The organism is Chloroflexota bacterium (assembly GCA_014360805.1).
GTDB lineage: Bacteria > Chloroflexota > Anaerolineae > DTLA01 > DTLA01 > DTLA01.
Genome location: JACIWU010000002.1, coordinates 40,336 through 56,338, shown reverse-complemented (window position 1 = coordinate 56,338; position 16,003 = coordinate 40,336). Strand labels below are relative to the sequence as shown.

The window sequence follows — 16,003 nt, the reverse complement described above, 5'->3', positions numbered from 1 at the left end:
TTGTCAAGTAGGAATCGCACGGAAATCGTTGGCGCTGACCTCACCTAACCCCTCCAGGGGGATGGGAGAGGTGGCTGTTCCTCCCGCACGGCCCCCACCGTGGTGAAGTCAAGAATAGGGGAGTGTTGGGGTAGAGACGGGTGAGGTGAACCCTCGTCTTGCTGTACGCCCCCACCGTATTGAAGTCAAGGTAGGCGAGGACTGGGTGAGATGGGTGAGGTGGACCCTGATCGGCAAACCCAACGATGCCCGGCCACCGCGCGCCAGAATTGAACTGCGCCCTGGCAACGGGCTGGGTCCCCAAGCGTACTGGCCCCCTCATTGCGGGGAGCGATACCCCGAAGCCAGCCCCTTGCAAGCGCGGGGTTGCTCCGCCCGCAGCCCCTACCCCTGCAGCGGCCGGCGCTTCACCAGCACCGTCCACTGCCCACGCTGCACCGTCTCGTTGCGCTGGTTCAGCACCGCCACGTCCAATATCACCAAGCCGCCGGTGTCGCCCATGGGCCGCGTCCCCGCCACCCGCAGCGCGGCGCGGATGGTATCGCCGATGCGGATGGGCGCGCGGAATTTCCATTCCAGCGAAAGGAACGCCTCCACCGAGCCTTCCATGAAACCGGCCCGCGAGGCCAGCCCCGTGGCCATCGCCAGGCCCAAGAGCCCGTGGGCAATGCGTTCCCCGAAGGGCGTGCTGCGGGCGTATTCGCTGTCCACGTGCAGCGCGTTGAAATCCCCCGAAAGGCCCGCAAACCCCACGATGTCGGCCTCCGTTACCGTCCGGCCCGACGTCGTCCACTCCTGCCCGACGACAAAATCCTCAAACATCATGGTTTGTGCCATGCCCTGCGCCATCGTTCACCTCCCGCGCAACCAATTCGGTCCTGTAGTGTTTGCGTTGTAAAGACCCTCAGGAAGCCATCCCATGCTGAAAAAGGTCCTCATCGCCAATCGCGGCGAAGTCGCCGTTCGTATCATTCGCACCTGTCGCGAGTTAGGGATACGCACCGTCGCCATCTACTCGGAGGTGGATCGGGCGTCCCTGCACGTGCGCTACGCCGACGAGGCGTACTGCGTGGGCCCCGCGCCCGCCCGCGACAGTTATCTCAATATGGAGCGCATCCTGGACATCGCCAGGCGCTCTGGCGCCGACGCGGTGCACCCCGGCTACGGCTTCCTGGCCGAGAATCCCGAATTCGCGCAGGCCTGCCTGGACGCCGGCTTGGTGTTCGTGGGGCCATCGCCCCAGACGTTGCGCCTGTCCGGCAACAAGATTCTGGCCCGACGCGCCATGCGCCAGGCGGGGCTGCCCGTCATCCACGGCTCCGAGTGGGACGTGCCCGATGGCGACCCGGCCCAGGCCGCCCAGGCGGTGGGCTACCCCCTGATGATCAAGGCCGCCGCCGGCGGTGGCGGCAAGGGCATCCGACTCGTTGCCGGGCCGGACGAATTCCCCGAGGCCCTGGCGCTGGCCCGCCGCGAGGCCAAGGCCGCCTTCGGCGACGACTCGGTCTTCCTGGAGCGCGTCCTGGAGGGCGTCCGCCACATTGAGTTCCAGATCCTGGCCGACCAGCACGGCAACGTGATTCATCTGGGCGAGCGCGAAGGCTCCGTCCAGAGGCATCATCAGAAAGTGCTGGAGGAAGCGCCTTCGCGCGCCCTCACGCCGGATTTGCGCCGCCGCATGGGCGAAGCCGCCGTCGCCGCCGCGCGCGCCGCAGATTATGTCAATGCCGGTACCGTGGAGTTCCTGCTGGATGACCAGCAGAACTTCTACTTCCTTGAGATCAATCCCCGCTTGCAAGTAGAACACCCGACCACGGAAATGGTTACCGGCGTGGACATCGTCAAGGAGCAACTCCGCATCACAGCCGGTCGGCGGCTGCGCCTGGCCCAGGAAGATGTGCGACTCCGGGGCTGGGCCATAGAATGCCGCATCCTGGCCGAAAACCCCTTTGACGACTTCCGCCCATCCGTTGGGAAAATCTCGTACATGCGCGAGCCTTCGGGGCCAGGAATCCGCGTGGAAAGCGGCATCCACGAAGGGCTGGAGATCACGCCCTACTACGATTCCCTCATCGCCAAAGTCATCGCATGGGGCGAGACCCGTGGCGAGGCGCTGGTGCGCATGAGGCGCGCGCTGGACGAGTACCGCATCATGGGCATACGCACCAACATCCCCCTGCACCAGGAAATCCTGGACGACCCGCGATTCCAGGGCGGATATGTGGACACTAGTTTCCTGGAGCAGGCAGCCTACGCGGAGCGCGCCGCCTCGCTGGACGACCTGCGCGCGGCCGCAGTCCTTGCCGCGCTGCTACACCATCGGGCCAGGGCGCTGCGCCCCTCCCAGGTGCAGACATGCGCCCAACCGACCCGAAATGGAGACTCCAATTGGAAAGTGCTCGGACGCTGGATGGCAGTAGGCCGATAACCTATCGCGTGGAGGTGGACGGGACGCCGCTCACCGTTACGCTGCTGCCCGACGGCACGCTGGCGATGGAGGGCCGCACGTTCCGCCTGGACGTGTCGGAGATTCAAGGGCTATCGCTGTACTCGCTGCTGGTCAACGACGCCTCCTACGAGGTGCTGGTGGACGAGCGCGGCGGGACGTACTACGCGCTGGTGCGAGGCAAGGTGCACCGCATCCAGGTGCACGACGAGGCGCTCCACCCCAGCCGACGCCAAAGCGCGACGGCTGAGGGCGAGGTCGTCGTGCGCGCTCCCCTGTGCGGCCTGGTGGCGGAAGTGTGCGTAGGCGAGGGGGAGACTGTAGCGGAGAACCAACTCGTCGCCATCCTGGAGTCCATGAAAATGGAAAATGAGATTCGCGCGCCGCGTGCGGGCAGCGTGCGCGGCATCCACGTGCAGGCGGGCGCTGTCGTCCGCGAGGGCGACGCGCTTCTGACCATCGCGTGAGGTAAACGACAAGGCCACATCCGTTGGGGAGGTAAACGTGATACGAACCGTGTTGTGCGATCTGCTGGGAATCCGATATCCCATCATCCAGGGAGGCATGGCCTGGGTGGCCACTGCCGAACTGGTGGCCGCCGTCTCGGAGGCGGGCGGCCTGGGCGTGCTGGGCGGCGGCAACGCTCCCCCCGACTACGTCCGCGATGAGGTGCGCAAGACGAAGGCACTCACGCGCAACCCCTTCGGCGTCAACATCCCCCTGTTCTCGCCGTTCGTCAACGACATCGTGCAAATCTGTATAGACGAAGGCGTGCCCGTGGTCATGACGGGCGCGGGCAGCCCTTCGGCCATCGTGCCGCGCCTGAAAGCCGCGGGCATCAAGGTCATCCCCGTCGTCGGTTCGGTGGCCCTGGCGGTGCGCCTGGCGCGCGACGGCGTGGATGCGGTCGTGGCGGAGGGGATGGAATCGGGCGGGCACATCGGCGACGTGGCTACGCTGCCCCTGGTGCCCCAAGTTGTGGACGCCGTGGACATCCCCGTCATCGCCGCGGGCGGGTTCGCCGATGGGCGCGGGCTTCTGGCTGCCTTGGCGTTGGGCGCCGTGGGCATCCAGATGGGCACCCGCTTCATCTGCACCGAGGAGTGCAGGGTGCACCCCAACTACAAGGAGCGCATCCTGCGCGCCAACGACCGCGCCACCGTAACCACCGGCCACTCCCTCGGCCATCCGGTGCGCGCCATCCGCAATCAGATGACCACGCGCTTCGCCGAGATGGAAAAGACGGGCGCGACCGAGGCCGAGGTCATTGAGTTCGGTACCGGAAAACTCCGGCTGGCCGCCAGGGAAGGCGATGTGATCAACGGTTCCGTCATGGCTGGCCAGATTGCGGGCCTGGTTCACGACATCGTGCCGGTGCGGGTTCTCTTGGAGCGCATCATGGCCGAGGCCGAGGCGCACCTGCAACGGCTGAACGCCTGGGCCGCGGCCTGATTCTTGCGGAGGTTGACGACGTGGAATCCGACGCACAGGGCGCGCCCCGCCTGGTCTTCCAGTTCCCGGGGCAAGGCTCCCAGCACGTGGGCATGGGAAAGGCGCTTGCCGAACGATTCGCCAGCGCCCGCAGGACGTTTGAGGAAGCCGACGACACCCTCGGCTTTCGCCTGAGCACGCTGTGCTTTGAAGGACCGGCCGAAACCCTCACCGACACCGCCAACGCCCAACCGGCGATTCTGGCCACGAGCATCGCGGCGCTGCGCGCGGTGGAAGAGGCGGCAGGCCGCGCGATAAAGCCGGACTACTACGTGGGCCATAGCCTGGGCGAGTACTCGGCGCTGGTGGCTTCGGGCGCGCTGTCCTTCGCCGACGGGCTACACCTGGTGCGGCTGCGCGGCCAACTCATGGCCGAGGCAGGCAAGACCAACCCCGGCGGCATGTTGGCGGTCATCGGGCTGGACGCCGACGTCCTTGACGCGATCTGCCGACAGGTGTCCGAGAGCGGGCGGGTCATCCAGATCGCCAACGACAACGCTCCAGGCCAAATCGTGCTATCGGGCGACGTTCATGCGCTGGGGCGCGCGGAGGAACTCGCCAAGCAGGCCGGCGCGCGTCGCGTCATTCGCCTCGCCGTATCCATCGCGGCCCACTCCAGGCTCATGGCGCACGCCGCCGAAGGTTTCCGCCGCGCGGTCCATGCGGTGGCCCTGCGCCGACCCGCCGCACCCATCGTGGGTAACGTGGACGCCCGCCCGCTCCAAGACCCCGATGAGGTCAGGCGTGAGTTGGTGGAGCAGTTGACCGCGCCCGTGCGGTGGACCCAGTCCATACGCGAATTGGCCCGTCGTGGAGCGAGCCACTTCGTGGAAATCGGGCCGGGGAGCGTGCTCACGGGCCTCGTGAGCCGAATCGCCGGTGCGACCTACGCCGTCGCCATCGGCGACCCCGACGCCGTGATCGCCTTCGCGCAGTCTAGCCGGTAGGGGGCAGCGCGGGGCGACATCGGGCGTGAGGCCCCGCGCCGCAGGACCTGGCCCGCAGGGCTTCGCGCAGCAAGAGAGTGGCCGCGAATTCGTGTGAATCGCGGATGCAATGCCCACATGCACTTACGGGAGGTATCAGAGATGATTCTGGACGGGAAGGTGGCCGTGGTAACCGGCGCTTCGCGCGGGATAGGCCGGGCCATTGCGTTGCGCCTGGCGGCATCGGGCGCGACGGTCGTCGTCAACTATCGCAGCGCCTCGGCAGAGGCGGCCGAGGTCGTCGCGGAGATAGAACGTCGCGGCGGGCGCGCCAAAGCCATCCAGGCCGATGTGAGCGCCTTCGCCGAGGCCGAGCGACTCATCGCCGAGACCGTTGGCGCGTTTGGGCGCGTGGACATCCTCGTGAACAACGCCGGCACCACGCGCGACACGCTCCTGGCCTCCATGACCGAAGAGGACTGGGACATCGTCGTGAACACATGCCTCAAAGGGGCGTTCAACTGTTGCCGCGCCGTCATCCGCCCGATGATGCGCCAACGCTACGGCCGCATCGTGAACATCACATCCGTTGCGGGCCTTGCGGGCCAGGCGGGCCAGGTGAACTACGCCGCCGCCAAGGCCGGACTCCTCGGCCTCACCAAGTCGCTGGCCAAGGAGGTCGGCCCGCGCAACATCACGGTCAACGCCGTCGCGCCGGGCTACGTCCCCACGGACCTGACCGCGTCGCTTCCGCAGGAGATGGTGCAGAACTGGATTGACTTCACGCCCCTGCGGCGCGCCGCGACACCCGAAGACATCGCCGCCGCCGTCGCGTTCCTTGTCTCGCCCGACGCCGACTTCATCACCGGCCAGGTGCTCAGCGTGGACGGCGGACTCATCATGCAGTAGGGGCGCAATTCAACCGCGCCCGAACATAGATAGAGAAGGAGACGCACATGCCACAAACCCGAGTGGTCATCACCGGCGTCGGAGCCGTAACGCCCGTTGGGAACGATGTCCCCACCACATGGCGCAACGTCGTGGAGGGGAAATCAGGCGTTGGGCCGATCACCCTGTTTGACGCCTCGGATCTGGAAACCCAGATTGCCGCCGAGGTCAAGGATTTTGACCCCGTGGCCCTGTTCGGCGCGAAAGCCGCGCGCACCATGGACCGCTACAGTCAGTTCGCCCTTGCCGCCGCGCGCCAGGCCGTGGCCGACGCGGGGCTGACCTTCGCGGGCGACAACGAGCGCGTCGCCGTCATCGTGGGCACCGGCATCGGCGGCATGGCCACGCTGGCCCAGCAACTCCACGCGCTGGACGAGCGCGGCCCTCGGCGGGTCAGCCCGTTCTTCATCCCCATGGTCCTCGCCGACACCGCCGCCGGCAACATCGCCATTGAATACGGGATTCGCGGCCCCAACCTGGCCGTCATCTCGGCATGCGCCAGCGGCGCCAACTGCATCGGCGAGGCCGCCATGATGATCCGACACGGGCGGGTGGACAAGGCCATCTGCGGCGCGGCCGAGGCGGGCATCCTCCGCCTCGCCATCGCGGCCTTCAACGTCATGGGGGCCGTCTCGCGGCGCAACGACGAGCCGACCCGCGCCTGTCGCCCATTTGACGTCCATCGTGATGGGTTCGTCATGGGCGAAGGGGCCGGCATCCTGGTGCTGGAAAAATTGGAGGACGCCCAGGCGCGCGGCGCGCACATCTACGCCGAAATCCTCGGCTACGGCCTCTCCGCCGACGCCTACCACATCACCGCGCCGTTGGAGAACGGGGCGGGCGCCGCCCTGGCCATGGCCGGCGCGCTCAGGGACGCCGGCCTTGCGCCCACCGACGTGGAATACATCAACGCCCATGGCACAAGCACGCCCCTCAACGACCGCGCCGAAACCATCGCCATCAAGTCGGTCTTCGGCGATCACGCCTACCGCCTTGCCGTCAGTTCTACCAAATCGGTCATGGGCCATCTCCTCGGGGCCAGCGGGGCTGTGGAAGCCATCATCACCGCCAAGGCGCTGGAAGAGGGCATCATCCCACCCACCATCAACTACGAGACGTCCGACCCCGAGTGCGATTTGGACTACACGCCGAACCGCGCCCGCCCAACGCCCATTCGGGTGGCGCTGTCCAACTCCTTCGGCTTCGGAGGCCACAACGCCTCGCTGGCGTTGGGAAGATACCCATGAGCAAAGGAATCAAAGCGCAGATCATCGGGTGGGGCGCGTATGTGCCCCGCCGCGTTCTCACCAATGCCGACCTGGCGCAGATGGTGGACACCTCGGACGAGTGGATCGTGGAGCGCACCGGCATCCGCGAGCGGCGACTGGCCGACGCCGACGAGACGACCGCGTCCATGGCCATCGTCGCGGCCGAGCGCGCCCTGGCGACCGCCAGCGCCGACCCGCTCGCCATTGACCTCATCATCGTGGCGACAGCCACGCCGGACTACCTCTTCCCGGCCACGGCCTGCCTGGTCCAGCGCAGCATCGGCGCCACCCGCGCCGCTGCGTTTGACCTCGGCGCGGGCTGCTCAGGGTTCATCTACGCGCTGGCCCTGGGCGCCCACGCCATTGAGGCCGGCGCGTACCGGTACGCCCTCGTCATCGGCGCCGAGACCCTGTCGCGCATCACGAACTGGACGGACCGGGGCACGTGCGTGCTCTTCGGCGACGGCGCGGGTGCGGTGCTCCTGGGACAGGCCAACGGCCCGGGCGGCATCCTGGCTACGCACCTGGGCGCCGACGGCGCGGGCGCCGATTGGCTTATTTTGCCGGCGGGCGGGTCGCGCAAGCCCGCCTCGGCGGAAACGGTCGCCGAGAACCTGCACACGATACGGATGGACGGGCAGAAAGTCTTCCGCTTTGCGGCGAAGATCATCCCCGCGGCCACCCGCAAGGTGTTGGAACAGGCCGGCCTGTCCCTGGCCGACGTGGACATGGTGATCGCGCACCAGGCCAACGCGCGCATCCTCCAAGCGGCAGCCGAGCGGCTGGGCGTGCCAAAGGAGAAGATGTACGCGAACATTGATCGCTACGGGAACACTTCTGCTGCCTCCATCCCCATCGCCCTGTGCGAGATGGCCGACGCGGGGCGGTTGCAGCCGGGGCAGCGCGTGGTGCTGGTGGGCTTCGGCGCCGGCCTCACGTGGGGCGCTGTGCTGGTGGAGTGGGGCGGCAGGCCTCGCCCGAAACGCAACCTGCCCTGGCTCGTGGCGGCCGTTCGCCGCTGGTGGGCGTGGCTCCTGCGCCGATTCCGGCGGTAGCCCGCGCCTCGCCGCGACCCGCTCCCAGACGTAGGGCACGCCAACCCCGCCCCTGGCCGCGACGCCCCGAAGCAATCCCCTCCGAGACCCCAAGGGTCTCGGGACGCCTGGGGTCTATGGTACATGGGTGCGGAGTTGCCGACAACGGGCGAAGCCGAGTCTCCCCTTCCCTTGTCTTGCGCGCGCGCGCATCCTCATGCATAATAAGGCCGCGATTGCCAACCCCTGGCGCGGGCAAGCCTCGGCTCGCCTGCGGGGAAAGGAGTACATGCCATGCATCCTCTCGTCCAACTGGCCAGAAAGGCGATCAGCGCCTACGTGCGAGACCGCAAGCGTATCCATCCGCCAAAACCCGACGAAATGACCCCGGAGATGAAAGAGCGCGCGGGCGTCTTCGTCTCCATCCACACCAAAGACGGCGCGCTCCGCGGCTGTATCGGCACGTTCCACCCCACGCAGCCCAACGTCGCCGAGGAGGTCATCAGCAACGCCATCAGCGCCGCGACCCGCGACCCCCGCTTCTACCCCATCACGCCCGACGAACTGGACGACCTGGACATCTCGGTGGACGTGCTGACCGAACCCGAACCGGTGGAAAGCGTGGAGCAGTTGGATGCGAAGAAGTACGGGGTTATCGTGGAAAGCGGCTGGCGCAAGGGCCTGCTCCTGCCCGACCTGGAAGGCGTGGACACGCCCGAAGAGCAGATAGACATCTGCCGACGCAAAGCAGGCATCGGCCCCAAGGAGCCGGTGAAACTGTACCGCTTCCAGGTCAGGCGGTATCACTGACGGCGCACGGCGTCCCGGCCGGTGCAGGCTAGCGCCGGCGAATGCGGAACATCAGCAGCGCGCCGGCGAGGGCGCTCACCGACGCCACGATGAAAAGCGCCGAATAGCCCATGTACGCGCCCGGACGCGCGGCGTTCAGCCCATCAATCAGCGGCCCGCCCAGGCGGCTCACGGACGCAGAGCCTGCCGTCGCAATATTCGTCAAACCCATGTACAGCCCGGCCTTGTCGGCGGGAATCAGATCGGTGGCCAGCGCCCAATTCACGCTGACGAAGATACCCGTGGCCATGCCGATAATCGCGCCGACCAGATACAGCGAGCGCACGTCGGACACGAACAACAGCAGGAAGATGCCCAGCGCGGCCAGCAGTCCGGCGCCGATGTTCAACATTCGCCGCCCCACGCGGTCCGACAGCCAGCCGGCAGGGAACACCAGCGCGGTCAGCGCCACGCCGATGGCCGCCATCAGGTTGCCCGTTACCTCCGCCGCGTTAGGCACGGCCAGGCGGTCGCGAATGAAGTATTGCGCGAAGGTCTGCACCGCGTAGATGCCCAGGAGAATCAGAAAGCGCGAAGCAATGAGCCAGGCGTAATCGGGATACTCGCGGATGGCTGCGGCGACTCGCCGGCGCCACCCTGCGCGCTCCGAGGGAAGGCCCGGGTTGCCCGCCGGGGCGGGGACGGCTGCCGCGCCGGGCGTCTCGGGCGTGCCCACGACGGTTGTCAGAGCGCACACGGCCAGCACCGCGCCGATGATGGCGAAGGCCAGGCCCGGGTTATCCTGTCCCATCAGGTTCCCCGCAACTAGCGACGCTACGATAAGGCCCGCCATGTCAAACAGGTTTTTCCAGCCCGAGGCCAGGCCGCGCCGTTCGGCAGGCACCAGGTCGGGAATCAGCCCCTGGGCCGGGCCATGCGCCATGTTGGACACCGATTGCAAGAGCAGGTACGTGATGAGGAGCACCCAGAACCCGCCGGCCGCGTTCATGCCGGCCAGGACCAGCAGCGTGGCCACCGTTCCCGCCACCATCCAGGGGCGACGCCGCCCCCACCGCGAACGGGTCCTGTCGCTCCACGCTCCCGACAGGGGCTGGATAATCATGGCCAAGATGAGGCCGGCGAACGTCATCCCACCAAGATAGGTGTTCTTCAAACTATCGGGGACGAACCGCAACAGAAGCGCAGGCAGGATGATAGGATGCAAGGCATTCCACATGAAGGCGAGACCGAACCAGTACACGTTCATGATGACGTAGTGCCGAGACTTGAGCATCGCGCCCTCCTTGAGGACAAAGTTGAGGCGGACGGCATAATACCACGAGTGCCGTCTGCGAATCAAGTGCCGCGCTACCCCCTCACCTGGCGCATCGCGGGAGGAATCGCCTGGACGGCGCTGGCCCGTCGGCGACGCTCCTTTGTCCGGGATGCGCGCCGGGCGGTGGCGGCGCTGCGCCCGCCCCTGGAGGTCATTGGCGGGGAGCACGTGCCTGCCACAGGGCCGCTCCTGGTGGCGTGCAATCACTACAGCCGCCCGGGGTTCCAGGTGTGGTGGGTAGCCTTCGCCATCACGGCAGCCCTGGCCGAACGCCGCGCCCTGGGCGACAACGAGGAAATGGCCTGGGTCATGACGGCGGCCTGGCGGTTTGAGACGAGCCGCTGGCGGCGTCGGATGCTCACGCCTGCCAGCCGCTGGACCTTTGCCCACATCGCCCGCGCCTACGGGTTCGTAACCATGCCGCCCATGCCGCCCGCGCCCGAGGAGATGCACGAGCGAGCCGCGGCGGTGCTGCGCACGGTGCGACTGGCCCGTAGGCTGGCGCAGACGGGCGGCCTGCTGGGCCTCGCGCCGGAGGGGCGAGATGTCCCCGTCGGCCTCGCAGAGCCGCCGCCGGGAGCCGGGGCCTTCATCGTCCTGCTGGCGGAGACAGGGATGAGGGTGCTCCCCGCCGCCGTGTACGAGACCGAGGGCCGACTGCGCGTGCGTTTCGGCCCACCCTTCGTGCCCGCCGCCCCAGCCGACCGCGCCGCCCGCGACCGCGCTGTGGCCGGGCAGGTCATGGACGCCATCGCGCGCCTGCTGTCGTGAAAAACGGCGCATATCCGTTCTTGCGCAGCGCTCTGCCGGAGTGTATAATACGCACGCCCCAACGATGGCTGAGCGATGCGCATTGCTGCCCCCTCAGCGAGGTATGGACGGACCTCGTTGGAGTGCCGCCCAAAGACTGCACATGAAAGGAGAGTCTCATGAAAACACGAAGTTTCTTCGCTCGGGCTATCGCTGTGCTCCTGGTAGTGGCCATGGCCACCGCGCTTGCGGCTTGCGGCGGGGGCGCGAAATCCACACCCAAGCCCCAAGCCACGGCGGCCCCAACAGCCACGCCCGCGCCCACGAACACACCCACCCCGGAACCGCAACCGACACAGGCCGAGACCACAGAATTGGACTCGCTCATCAGCCACCTGAAACTGCTTGCCCCGGTCCGAGTGGTGAGCACGTTCACGGCCAAAGAGGGCGACAATCCCGAATCCGTTACCAGGACGGAGGCCGAGATTGACGCGGCGGGCAATCAGCGCGTCCGGCTGTACGAAGGCGAAAACCTGACCGCAGAATTCTTGTTCGTGGACAAGCAGATGTACATGGGCACCGGCGAGAACCAGTACGTAGCCTTGGGCCCCCAGGATGACCCGTGGGAGGCGCTCATGCTCTACGGCGGGGCGTTCCTGCTGGTCTTCAACAACCTGCAAGAGGCGGAGTTCGTCGGCAAAGAGCAGGTCAATGGGTTCAACACCAACAAGTACCGCGTCAAGATTGACCTGAGCCAGTTCGGCCTCGGCGGATTCATCGCCGGGCAGCAGGGTGCCGTCGTGGACTACGAGGGCTTCGCATGGGTGGAGATGAACGCCAAGGCGCTGGTCAAGGCCGAGACGCTCTACCGCGCAAAGTCCACGACCGACGAGAAGGTTACCGAGATGCGGACCGAGTTTGACGCTGTGAAGGCGGATGTGGCCCCCATTGAGACGCCCACCAACGTCATAGGACAGTAGGCCAAGACGCGACCAGGCTGAAGCCCCACGGGCGTTCATCGGCCCGATAGGGCTTCGCCATTTTTCGCGCCGGGGTGGGGCCAGCCAGGCCCCTGTAGCGCAAATTGACGATGTGCTGTAGCGCAAATTGACAATTTGCGCTACAGGGCGGGCGACCGTAGGGCAATTTGCGCTACAACTGCTTGCAATAACTCCATTTCCAATCGCGCCAAGTCTGCACCAGGCCCGCCTTCACAGGGTTGTCCAGCACGTAATACACAATACGCTGCCACTCCCCTTCGTCGCGCACCACGTGGTCATAATTCTCGTGCTGCCAAAATGCCCCTTCACGTCCCAGTAGTACATTGGCTTGGCGCGCCACGTAACCTTTGAGGGAGTGCATAATGCTGGATATGGAGTAATAGTTGTCCCCTTCCTTGACCAGCGGCGTACATACCAAATGCACGTGATTCGGCATGATGCAGTAGGCATCCAGATCGTATACCCGCCCATCTCTGTATTGGAGACAATCAGCCATCAATGCGGCTATCCCCGGATCACCAAGCCACAGCGGCCCAACAGCGGCGGTGTCCAGCGCCGCATCCCATTTTCCGAATAGCCGACGTTGCTCCAGGCTGCGCCGCCTCTCGCGTTCGCCCAAGTCCGCAATTCGCGCGAGAGCCGCGTCAACACGCCGTCCTTCCGCGATCAGGCTTTGCGCCGCTTCTGCCGGAATAGAGCCAGCCAGGCGAAAAGTAACAAACAACGTGCAACCGGGCAACTGTATATGCGGCAAGTTCCGTCGGTAGAATGATTTCCAGCCCAGGCGTCCCACAATCCCCTCCATGGCTCCCGTAGGGAAACTGTCCGCAGGACAAATTGGCAATTTGCCCTACAAAGAACGCCGCTCCCAAATCGCGCCCAACTGGCGGGCGCACCAATCGTAGCGCGGTTCCACCTGCAGGTCGCGGCGGAACTCGCGAAGGGCCGCCAAATCCATGTCGGCCACCACCACGTCGCCCTGGTCGCAAGGCTCTGCGCGGGCCAAAATCCCATCCCCGCCCACCAGTCCCACCGGCCCCACGATGGCCGACTGCCCGCGGAACGGCATCCCTAGGACGTCGCCCACCATCATCGCATGCACGCCGTAGCACGGCGACTCCTGCACCCTGCTCCACACGCCGCGCAACTGGTAGTGCCAGTTGTAGTCCGCGTTGATGTCCGCCGACGGGTTCAGCAGAATCTCCGCGCCCAGGAGATACGCAATGCGCGCCGTCTCCGGGTAGGTGTAGTCCATGCACACGGGCATCGCCAGTTTGCCCACGGGCGTATCGTACACCTGGATGAACCCGCCGCGCGTCAGGCCCATGTGAAACTCCTGGCCATAGAAGTGCGCCTTCGGCTGGTGGCCCATCTCAAACCCGTCGGGGCCGAACAGGTAGGCCGTGTTGCGCAGCGTTCCGTCGCTCCCCGCGGCGATGGCGCTACCCGCCACGATGTGGACGCGGAAGCGGCGCGACAGGTTCTGGAACGTGAACCGGTACACCCGCGTGGCCGATGGAGCCAGGAGACGGGTTACCGCCGCCAGCGCGCCCGCCTCGCCCGCCCCCGCAGTTGCGCGGGCCGCCTGGGCCTCAATGCCGGGCACCAGCCCCAGCAGCGGCACGAACCCCACCAGTTCGGGGAACACCACCAGTTGCGCGCCGGCCTCCACGGCCCGCAGCGTCCAGGCGTGGCATTCCCGCGCGTAGTCGGCGGGCGACGCGAAGAGGCGCGCTGGAAACTGCACAGCGGCGACGCGCACGCGCGCCCTGTCCTCGTCGGGCGGCAACGCCTGGGGATACGAGGCGCGGGCCAGCCAGCCCTGGGCAGCGCTCAACCCGGCCCGCCAGCGTACCAGCGCCCGCGCCAAGTGGAACATCACCGCGTCGCGCCAGGCGGTCATGGCAGCGACCCCTTGCGGTACAGCGACAGCAGTTGTTGCCGGTACAGCGGCAGGTTCATCTCGGCCAGGATGTCGTAGCGAGCGGTGAGGGCCGCGCGCGCCCCGAAGTCCAGTTCGGCGGCGACAACGGCCTCGGCGTCGGCGCTTTCGGCGCAGGCCACGACGCCCCTCCCGCCGGGGGTCATCTCCACCGGCGCCAGCACGCAGGACCGCCCCACCAGCCCCGCGCCCACGGGATACGCCTCAATGCCGAAGGTCTGATTGGCCTGCACCTCGCGCCACAGCCGCGCCAGCCACGCCCCCTCCGACCGTTCGCGCAGCGCGCCCACATGTACGAGCACCTCGGCGCCCAGCAGTGTCAGGGCGCGGCTCACCTCGGGCACCCGCACGTCCGCGCCGACCACGAGCCCCAGCGCCCCAGCAGGGGAATCAACAACGTGGAGTTCCTCCCCCGCGGAGTACATCAGGGCCCGGTCTTCGCGGCTCAGGTGAATCTGCCGCTGCGCCCCGACGAGACTGCCGTCGTCGGCAAAGACGTGCAGGCAGGGGAAGACCCGCCCGTCCTCGTCGCGCTGCGGGCCGATGTCGGCCACCAGGTACAGCCCGTAGCGCCGCGCCAGTTGGCCCGCCTCGGCCACTGGCCCCTCCCACACCTCGTCCCAGCCGGGGCTTCCCGACAGGACGGCCAGGCGCGCGCCGCGCTCCGCAGCACCCGCAAGGGCCTGCTCCCAGTACGCGGCCCAGGCCCGCTCCGACGCGAACGTAAACTGCCGCCCTTGCAGCGCGGCGACAACCGCACGGGTTTCCGAAGCCACTCCCCTACTCCGCGGCAGCGGCCGTCGCCTCTGCGCGCTCGCGCATGACGCGACGCAGCCGCTCGGCGTCCTGCCGGATGTAACGCGCCACGCCCAGGAACAGGAACGCGCACACCAGCCACGTGCTGACGCAGATGGTCAGGATAGCGTTGCCCAGCGACGACCGCACGGCGATGTACCCCGCCAGCGCCGGCGCGATGGCCGAGCCGATGTTCTCAATGAAACTCAGCGTGGCCTGCGCCGTGCTACGGACTTCCGGCTCGGCCACGTCGTGGATGGTGGCCTGGACATTGGGCGCGGCGATGGACATGGTCACGCCCGTCAGGCACATGAAGATCATGAACGGAAGGAGTTGGCCCGCCGGGATGCGCAGCGTGATGGTGAGCAGAATCGCGCCCAGGAGCACGCCCGTGGCCCCTGTCAGCGCGCGCCCCCTGTAGTCGCGCTTGAAGAAGAAATCGCCGATGCTCCCGCCCACAAAGTACCCCGCCGATAGGGCCAGAATCGCGATCATCATGATGCTGGTCGTCTCGCCCGTGGAAAAGCCGCGCTCTGTCTCCAGGAAGCGGAAGAACCAGAACGTGATGACCTGCCACGGGAATACGCCGAAGAATCCCTGCGCGAACAGGAAGAGGAGCGACTTGCGACGGAACAACCCCAGGGCAACTCTGCGGTCAAAGTGGAACGACGGGATCTCCTCAAACGCAGCCATCTCCGGCTCGGCCTTGCCTCGCGGAGGCTCGCGAAGCCCAAAGAAGATCACAATGGCGAGCAAGATACCCAGGCTACCCGTGATGATAAACACATTGCGCCAGCCCAGGGTATCCCGCAACATGCTGGCCAGGACCATCCCCAGCATGTAGCCCAAAGGCATGGCCGTCTGCAGCAAGCCGTATACTTTGCCCCGTATGTTCGGCCCGAAATAGTCGGCCAGCAGGCTGTAGATGCCCGGGTAACTGGAGTCGTCAATGCCCGTGGACGAGCGCGTGATGAGGAAGGTCGTGTAGTTGGGGGCAATCGCGTTGAGCCACGTGGTGGAGCCCCAGATGAACGAGGCCAGCGCGATGAGTTTGGCGCGCGCGTAGCGGTCGTACAGGTATCCCCACACGGGGTACATGATCGCCGCAACCAGGATGGCGAAACTGGATACCAGGCCCATCTTGGCCTCGTCAATGCGGAACTCCTCCATGATGGGCGTGGTCAGGGGGCCGATGAGCAGACGGTCCGCTTGGTGAAGCAGCATGAAGAAGAAGAACATCAAAACGACAAACCACCGGTACCTGGATTTCATTCCAC

At 66.7% G+C, this 16,003-nt stretch carries 16 protein-coding genes; 10 read left to right on the top strand and 6 right to left on the bottom strand.

Annotated elements, in window-relative coordinates; genetic code table 11:
- Positions 1-384 precede the first annotated feature (384 nt).
- Entirely contained in the window at positions 385-825 is a 441-nt protein-coding gene (locus H5T65_00715) for a MaoC family dehydratase N-terminal domain-containing protein (GenBank protein ID MBC7257748.1), read from the bottom strand.
- Positions 826-919: 94 nt separating this feature from the next.
- Between H5T65_00715 and accC the strand changes: the two genes are divergently transcribed.
- The 8 genes from accC (at position 920) to amrA (ending at position 8,923) form a co-directional block, all read left to right on the top strand.
- The gene (gene accC, locus H5T65_00710; protein ID MBC7257747.1) at positions 920-2,428 is read left to right on the top strand and encodes an acetyl-CoA carboxylase biotin carboxylase subunit; all 1,509 of its coding nucleotides are present in this window, start codon (positions 920-922) and stop codon (positions 2,426-2,428) included.
- On the top strand, positions 2,389-2,913 hold the full coding sequence (locus H5T65_00705; protein MBC7257746.1) for a biotin/lipoyl-binding protein: 525 nt from the start codon (positions 2,389-2,391) through the stop codon (positions 2,911-2,913). The genes accC and H5T65_00705 overlap by 40 nt, the downstream gene beginning before the upstream one ends.
- 37 nt (positions 2,914-2,950) lie before the next feature.
- Entirely contained in the window at positions 2,951-3,898 is a 948-nt protein-coding gene (gene fabK, locus H5T65_00700) for an enoyl-[acyl-carrier-protein] reductase FabK (protein ID MBC7257745.1), read from the top strand.
- A gap of 92 nt (positions 3,899-3,990) precedes the next feature.
- A complete protein-coding gene (fabD, locus tag H5T65_00695; GenBank protein MBC7257744.1) occupies positions 3,991-4,884 on the top strand; it encodes an ACP S-malonyltransferase in 894 nt (297 codons plus the stop codon).
- A gap of 141 nt (positions 4,885-5,025) precedes the next feature.
- Entirely contained in the window at positions 5,026-5,772 is a 747-nt protein-coding gene (gene fabG / locus H5T65_00690) for a 3-oxoacyl-[acyl-carrier-protein] reductase (GenBank protein MBC7257743.1), read from the top strand.
- 47 nt (positions 5,773-5,819) lie between these two features.
- Positions 5,820-7,058, top strand: coding sequence for a beta-ketoacyl-ACP synthase II (gene fabF, locus H5T65_00685; GenBank protein ID MBC7257742.1), 1,239 nt, complete (start codon positions 5,820-5,822; stop codon positions 7,056-7,058).
- A gap of 8 nt (positions 7,059-7,066) precedes the next feature.
- Positions 7,067-8,134 (top strand): ketoacyl-ACP synthase III, encoded by a 1,068-nt coding sequence (locus tag H5T65_00680; protein MBC7257741.1) that lies wholly within the window; start codon positions 7,067-7,069, stop codon positions 8,132-8,134.
- A 273-nt stretch (positions 8,135-8,407) separates the two neighbouring features.
- Positions 8,408-8,923: an AmmeMemoRadiSam system protein A gene (amrA, locus tag H5T65_00675; protein MBC7257740.1), complete on the top strand. Its 516-nt coding sequence runs from the start codon at positions 8,408-8,410 to the stop codon at positions 8,921-8,923.
- Between the two features lie 28 nt (positions 8,924-8,951).
- Here amrA and H5T65_00670 read toward each other — a convergent pair whose 3' ends face one another.
- Entirely contained in the window at positions 8,952-10,196 is a 1,245-nt protein-coding gene (locus H5T65_00670) for an MFS transporter (protein MBC7257739.1), read from the bottom strand.
- A 66-nt stretch (positions 10,197-10,262) separates the two neighbouring features.
- On the opposite strand from H5T65_00670, the gene H5T65_00665 reads away from it, so the two are divergent.
- Together H5T65_00665 and H5T65_00660 are read left to right on the top strand one after the other, a co-directional pair.
- The gene (locus H5T65_00665; protein MBC7257738.1) at positions 10,263-11,009 is read left to right on the top strand and encodes a hypothetical protein; all 747 of its coding nucleotides are present in this window, start codon (positions 10,263-10,265) and stop codon (positions 11,007-11,009) included.
- 158 nt (positions 11,010-11,167) lie between these two features.
- Positions 11,168-11,968: an LppX_LprAFG lipoprotein gene (locus H5T65_00660; protein MBC7257737.1), complete on the top strand. Its 801-nt coding sequence runs from the start codon at positions 11,168-11,170 to the stop codon at positions 11,966-11,968.
- 172 nt (positions 11,969-12,140) lie between these two features.
- On the opposite strand, the gene H5T65_00655 is transcribed toward H5T65_00660, so the two are convergent.
- Genes H5T65_00655 through H5T65_00640 form a run of 4 tightly spaced genes read right to left on the bottom strand, consistent with a single transcriptional unit; the run spans position 12,141 to position 15,998 of the window.
- Complete coding sequence (locus H5T65_00655; GenBank protein ID MBC7257736.1) at positions 12,141-12,794, bottom strand: transposase; 654 nt, start codon at positions 12,792-12,794, stop codon at positions 12,141-12,143.
- Between the two features lie 45 nt (positions 12,795-12,839).
- Positions 12,840-13,892: a nitrilase gene (locus H5T65_00650; protein MBC7257735.1), complete on the bottom strand. Its 1,053-nt coding sequence runs from the start codon at positions 13,890-13,892 to the stop codon at positions 12,840-12,842.
- Positions 13,889-14,707: a carbon-nitrogen hydrolase family protein gene (locus H5T65_00645; GenBank protein ID MBC7257734.1), complete on the bottom strand. Its 819-nt coding sequence runs from the start codon at positions 14,705-14,707 to the stop codon at positions 13,889-13,891. The genes H5T65_00650 and H5T65_00645 overlap by 4 nt, the downstream gene beginning before the upstream one ends.
- A 4-nt stretch (positions 14,708-14,711) precedes the next feature.
- On the bottom strand, positions 14,712-15,998 hold the full coding sequence (locus H5T65_00640) for an MFS transporter (protein MBC7257733.1): 1,287 nt from the start codon (positions 15,996-15,998) through the stop codon (positions 14,712-14,714).
- Positions 15,999-16,003 lie beyond the last annotated feature (5 nt).

What these genes read in the sequence shown, in the direction of transcription:
- fabF (MBC7257742.1), top strand. Translation starts at nt 5,820, where the DNA reads ATGCCACAAACCCGAGTGGTCATCACCGGCGTCGGAGCCGTAACGCCC.
- fabD (MBC7257744.1), top strand. Translation starts at nt 3,991, where the DNA reads ATGGGAAAGGCGCTTGCCGAACGATTCGCCAGCGCCCGCAGGACGTTT.
- H5T65_00670 (MBC7257739.1), bottom strand. Translation starts at nt 10,196, where the DNA reads ATGCTCAAGTCTCGGCACTACGTCATCATGAACGTGTACTGGTTCGGT.
- H5T65_00640 (MBC7257733.1), bottom strand. Translation starts at nt 15,998, where the DNA reads ATGAAATCCAGGTACCGGTGGTTTGTCGTTTTGATGTTCTTCTTCTTC.
- accC (MBC7257747.1), top strand. Translation starts at nt 920, where the DNA reads ATGCTGAAAAAGGTCCTCATCGCCAATCGCGGCGAAGTCGCCGTTCGT.
- H5T65_00650 (MBC7257735.1), bottom strand. Translation starts at nt 13,892, where the DNA reads ATGACCGCCTGGCGCGACGCGGTGATGTTCCACTTGGCGCGGGCGCTG.
- H5T65_00655 (MBC7257736.1), bottom strand. Translation starts at nt 12,794, where the DNA reads ATGGAGGGGATTGTGGGACGCCTGGGCTGGAAATCATTCTACCGACGG.
- H5T65_00660 (MBC7257737.1), top strand. Translation starts at nt 11,168, where the DNA reads ATGAAAACACGAAGTTTCTTCGCTCGGGCTATCGCTGTGCTCCTGGTA.
- H5T65_00715 (MBC7257748.1), bottom strand. Translation starts at nt 825, where the DNA reads ATGATGTTTGAGGATTTTGTCGTCGGGCAGGAGTGGACGACGTCGGGC.
- fabG (MBC7257743.1), top strand. Translation starts at nt 5,026, where the DNA reads ATGATTCTGGACGGGAAGGTGGCCGTGGTAACCGGCGCTTCGCGCGGG.
- amrA (MBC7257740.1), top strand. Translation starts at nt 8,408, where the DNA reads ATGCATCCTCTCGTCCAACTGGCCAGAAAGGCGATCAGCGCCTACGTG.